Below are 4453 nucleotides of genomic sequence, written 5' to 3'. Positions count from 1 at the left end.
CACGCTCGCGCATCATGTTGTTGAGGCTCTTGCCGCGCTCCACGATCACAAAGCAGTTGCTCTGCTGGATCATCAGGCGCAGCACGGGGATGGTTGAACCAAGTTGGTGTTCGTGCAGCTGGTAGTACCAGGGCGCAGTGGTGTCTTCTTCGATCGCCAGGGTGCCCAGCGTTTCCGGGCAGTTCTCGAGTTGCGAGTTCTGGCCTTCAGTGCTTTCGCCACCGGCTGCGCCGCTCACCACACCTTTGTTTTCGCCCAGCGTCGGGGCTGTAGAGCCGCAACCGGCCAGCATGGCAGATGCCAGGGCTGCGGTCAGCAGGGACAGTGACCAGCGCGACATGGCGCCGTTTTGGGTTTTAGAACGCATGAGCAGACCTCCGTGAATCAATCCTCAAAGTATAGGACGGCACAGACGGGTCTCATCTCCCTAGCAAGGGTGGTCGCCTCTGGCGCGCGCCATGTTGCTGGGGTGTGAAGTCTTGTGAAGTCGGATTGCGGCTGTACACAGGGCAAAGGCGGCTCGCTATCCTGCGTCACGAAGCTGGTTTTTCCTGAAGTTGAGGTAGCCGTGATTGCCTGTTTGCTGGTTGAAGATGACATTGAGATTCGCACTTTGCTGGAGGGCTATCTCAGCGGCTATGGCATGACGGTCACGGCCGTCAGCACCGCGCAGGCCATGCGGGAGGCGCTCAAGGCGCAGTCTTTCGACGTCATGTTGCTGGACCTCATGCTGCCCGACGGCAATGGCTTGGACATCTGCCGCCAGATCAGGGGCGCGTCCGTCATGCCCATCATCATGCTGACGGCGCAAGGCGATCCGGTCAGCCGTGTCATCGGTCTGGAGTTGGGGGCGGACGACTACTTGGGCAAGCCTTTCGAGCCACGTGAACTGGTGGCGCGGATCCATGCGGTGCTGCGCCGCGCGAGGGGCGCTCCCGTTCGCAGCGACAAGGGCCCGGAGCCCGTTGCGCATTTTCAGGGCTGGGTGTTTGACCGCGTCAAACGGCGCCTGACTTCTCCGGAGCGGGTCATGGTGGACCTGTCCAGCGCCGAGTTTCGCCTGCTGTCCGTGCTGATCGAGCATCCCGGCCAGGTGCTGTCTCGGGATCGCCTGGTGGACATGACCCGCATGCCAGGCGCCTTGGTCAGTGACCGCAGCGTGGACCTGACCATCTCCCGTTTGCGGCACAAGTTGCGGGATGCCGGAGAGGGCGGCGGCCTGATCCGGACCATGCGGGGCGAGGGCTATCTGTTTGCCACCCAGGTGCAAACATGAAGGGTTCGGTGCGTGCTTGCCTTGCTGATACCTTGAGCAAGCGCCTGTTCCTGCTCTTGTGGGTGACGCTGGTCTTGAGCCACCTGCTGGGCTTCTGGCTGGTGCGCCCTTCGGATCCCGGCCCAGGGCATCATGGCGATGGGCACATGCACATGGTGCCGGGCTGGTTCTTGCCGAACCTGCCGCCCGTGATCGGGATGCCAGGCGGGGCGCCTGTTGGTGCGCACGACCATGAGCGACCAGATGACTTACCTGATGCCGGCAGGGTTGGCGATCAGAGCGGTCCACCGCACATGATGGCGCCTCACCATGGCGACGGCGGTTTTCATGAGCCGCCCAGGATGTGGCTGGATTACCTGGCGCGTGTGCTGGTGATGGGCTTGGCTGCCTGGTTGGGTTCGCGCTGGTTGACGGCGCCCATGCGGCGGCTCGGTGCCGCATCCCGAGAACTGCAGACAGCGCTCCAGCAGGACGGTGATCTACCGGTGCTGAACGAGCAGACGGGCCCGGCGGAAGTGCGCCAGACCGCGCGCGTCTTCAACGACATGGCCCGCGGCCTGAAAGACCAGTTCGAGCAGCGCAGCCTCATGATGGCCGCCGTGTCGCATGACTTGCGCACGCCTTTGACCCGCTTGCGCATGCGCCTGGAAACGCTCTTGCCGGATCCCGTTGCCGAGCGCTGCGTGCAGGATGTGCAGGACATCAACGCCTTGATCGGCTCCGTGCTGGACGTGCTCAACGAGGAGCGCAATCAGGAGCCCTTCCAGCAGGTTGATGTCATGGCCATGGTGCAGGCGATGGCCGACGATGCGCAGGAGTTGGGGCAGCCCGTCACGGCCAGCGGCGATGCGGCCACGGTGCGCCTCCAGCCTGTGGCGTTCAAGCGCGTGCTGAGCAATCTGGTCAGCAATGCCTTGCGATATGGGCAGCAGGCGGACATTCATGTCGTTCGGCAAGCAGGCCGTTCGGGTACGCTTCGCATCACCGTTGACGACGAGGGCCCAGGCATCCCGGCCGATCAACTGGCCGCCGTCTTCAAGCCCTTTTTCAGGCTGGACACCTCACGCGGCTCGGGGGCGGGTGGCGTGGGCCTGGGGCTCTACATCGCACGCGAGCTGGTGCATCGCCAAGGCGGCGAGATCACGCTGACGAACCGACCGGAAGGTGGCTTGCGCGCTGAAATCGTGTTGCCGCTGAACTGAGCTGAGCCGAACCCAGGGCCAGGCCAGAATCAGACCACGACGGGCTCGGGCTCCAGCCTGATGCCAAAGCGCCCGTACACGCTTTCTTGAATGGCGCGTGCCAGGGTGACCACCTCGGCCCCGCTGGCGCCGCCTCGGTTGACCAGCACCAGCGCCTGGCGCTCATACACACCGGCGCGGCCAATGGATTTGCCCTTCCAGCCGCAGGCATCGATCAGCCAGCCAGCGGCCAGCTTGAAGGTGCCATCGTCCATGGGGTAATGCACGATTTCAGGGTCGCGGCCGATGATGTCTCGGCATTGCTCGGCCGTGACCACCGGGTTCTTGAAGAAGCTGCCCGCGTTGCCGATCACGGCGGGGTCAGGCAGCTTGGCGCTGCGCACTTCGCAGATCCAGTCAAAGATTTGTCGGGCATCGGGTGCGATGTTGGCGGTTTCAGCGATCTTGCGCTCCAGCTCCATGTACCCGAGCACGGGCTGCCAGGGGCGCGGCAGGCGCAGGCGAACCTTGGTGATCACGCTCTTGCCGCCCAGGTGCTGCTTGAACACGCTGTCGCGGTAGCCAAAGGCGCATTGCTGGGTATTGAGCGTGACGGTGCGGCCCGTGATCATGTCCACGGCATCCAGCGACTCAAAGCGGTCTTTGAACTCCACACCGTAGGCGCCGATGTTCTGTACGGGCGCCGCACCCACCGTGCCGGGAATCAACGCCATGTTTTCCAGGCCGGGCAGGCCCTGCTCCAGGCACCATTGCACCGTTTCGTGCCACGATTCTCCCGCGCCGACCTCCACAATCCAGGCATCATCGCGTGTTTCCAGCAAACGCCGCCCTTTGATCTCGATCTTGAGCACGCACAGGTCCACATCCTGCGTGAGCACGAGGTTGCTGCCGCCACCCAGGATGAACTTGGGAGCGCGGCCCAGTTCGGGGTCGTTGACCACCTTCTTCACGTCGGCTTCCGAGCTGATCCGCACCAGCACCTTGGCGCTGGCTGGCAGGCCGAACGTGTTGAAAGCACGCAGGCTGGCCCCCCTTTCGATCACGAGGGAAGAGGGGGGCGGAGCGGCGGTCGGCGTGTGCATGGCAGAATTTTCGCAGACAAAGGAGAAATACATGCCCAGTTTTGACACCGTCCTCGATCCGAATCTGGTCGAAGTTCGCAATGCGGTAGACCAGACCATCAAGGAAATCGGTACCCGTTTCGATTTCAAAGGCACCAGCGCCTCGATCGAATTCAAGGAAAAAGAAAAGGAAATCACCATCCTGGGCGACAGCGACTTCCAGCTCGACCAGGTGCGCGACATCCTCAACAACAAGCTGACCAAACGCCAGGTCGACATCCGCTTCCTGGACATCGGTAAGGCCGAGAAGATCGGCGGCGACAAGGTCAAGCAGGTGATCAAGCTCAAGGCCGGCATCGAGGCCGAACTGGCCAAGAAGATCACCAAGCTGATCAAGGACAGCAAGCTCAAGGTCAATGCCAGCATTCAGGGTGACACGGTGCGTGTGCAGGGCGCCAAGCGCGATGATCTGCAAGCAGCGATGGCCTTGATGAAGAAAGACCTGACGGAAGCGCCGTTGACCTTCAACAACTTCCGCGATTGAGGCAGCGCGATCTGTGATGCAGCCGAACAATAAACAACAGGGAGAATCGGCAGTGAAACTCGTGGCATCAAAGCAGGCGCTGGCGATGTGTGCGGTCATGACGCTGGCGGCGGCGTGGCCGCTGCAGGCCTTGGCGCAGAGTGTGGCCATGACCGGCGGCATGGGCAGCAAGGTGCTGCTCGTCGTCAACGGCGGGGTGCCCAAAGCCTTGGCGGCTGGCGACACCTTTCAGGGTGTCAAGGTCGTGAGTGTGGGGGCTGAGCAATCCGTCGTCGAGGTGGCTGGCAAGCGCCAGACCCTGCGCCTGGGTGAGGCGCCGGTCAGCATTGGTGGCTCAGGCGGCGGGGCTTCCGGCACGCAGATCATCTTG

The 4453-nt window shown here is 62.9% G+C and carries 4 protein-coding genes and 2 pseudogenes; 4 read left to right on the top strand and 2 right to left on the bottom strand.

All coding sequences use genetic code 11. The features are described from left to right. Positions 1 to 367, bottom strand: a pseudogene (locus EPO09_RS14235) (peptidoglycan-binding protein); the annotation flags it as partial. Positions 368 to 568: 201 nt separating this feature from the next. On the opposite strand from EPO09_RS14235, the gene EPO09_RS14230 reads away from it, so the two are divergent. Both EPO09_RS14230 and EPO09_RS14225 read left to right on the top strand, forming a co-directional pair. Next, a complete protein-coding gene (locus tag EPO09_RS14230; protein WP_290643981.1) occupies positions 569 to 1276 on the top strand; it encodes a response regulator transcription factor in 708 nt (235 codons plus the stop codon). Continuing rightward, complete coding sequence (locus tag EPO09_RS14225) at positions 1273 to 2478, top strand: ATP-binding protein (protein ID WP_290643980.1); 1206 nt, start codon at positions 1273 to 1275, stop codon at positions 2476 to 2478. The genes EPO09_RS14230 and EPO09_RS14225 overlap by 4 nt, the downstream gene beginning before the upstream one ends. A gap of 29 nt (positions 2479 to 2507) precedes the next feature. Here EPO09_RS14225 and murB read toward each other — a convergent pair whose 3' ends face one another. Beyond that, a complete protein-coding gene (murB, locus tag EPO09_RS14220; RefSeq protein ID WP_290643979.1) occupies positions 2508 to 3560 on the bottom strand; it encodes a UDP-N-acetylmuramate dehydrogenase in 1053 nt (350 codons plus the stop codon). Positions 3561 to 3591: 31 nt separating this feature from the next. Between murB and EPO09_RS14215 the strand changes: the two genes are divergently transcribed. Continuing rightward, positions 3592 to 4083, top strand: a complete 492-nt coding sequence (locus EPO09_RS14215) for a YajQ family cyclic di-GMP-binding protein (protein WP_290643978.1) — start codon at positions 3592 to 3594, stop codon at positions 4081 to 4083. Positions 4084 to 4144: 61 nt separating this feature from the next. Beyond that, a pseudogene (locus EPO09_RS14210) lies at positions 4145 to 4453 on the top strand (TIGR02281 family clan AA aspartic protease); the annotation flags it as partial.

The sequence above is a fragment of the Aquabacterium sp. genome, from assembly GCF_004297345.1.
Classification (GTDB): Bacteria; Pseudomonadota; Gammaproteobacteria; order Burkholderiales; family Burkholderiaceae_C; genus Aquabacterium.
The sequence above is the reverse complement of the archived record's forward strand: the minus strand, read 5'-3'. Positions and strand labels throughout refer to the sequence as shown.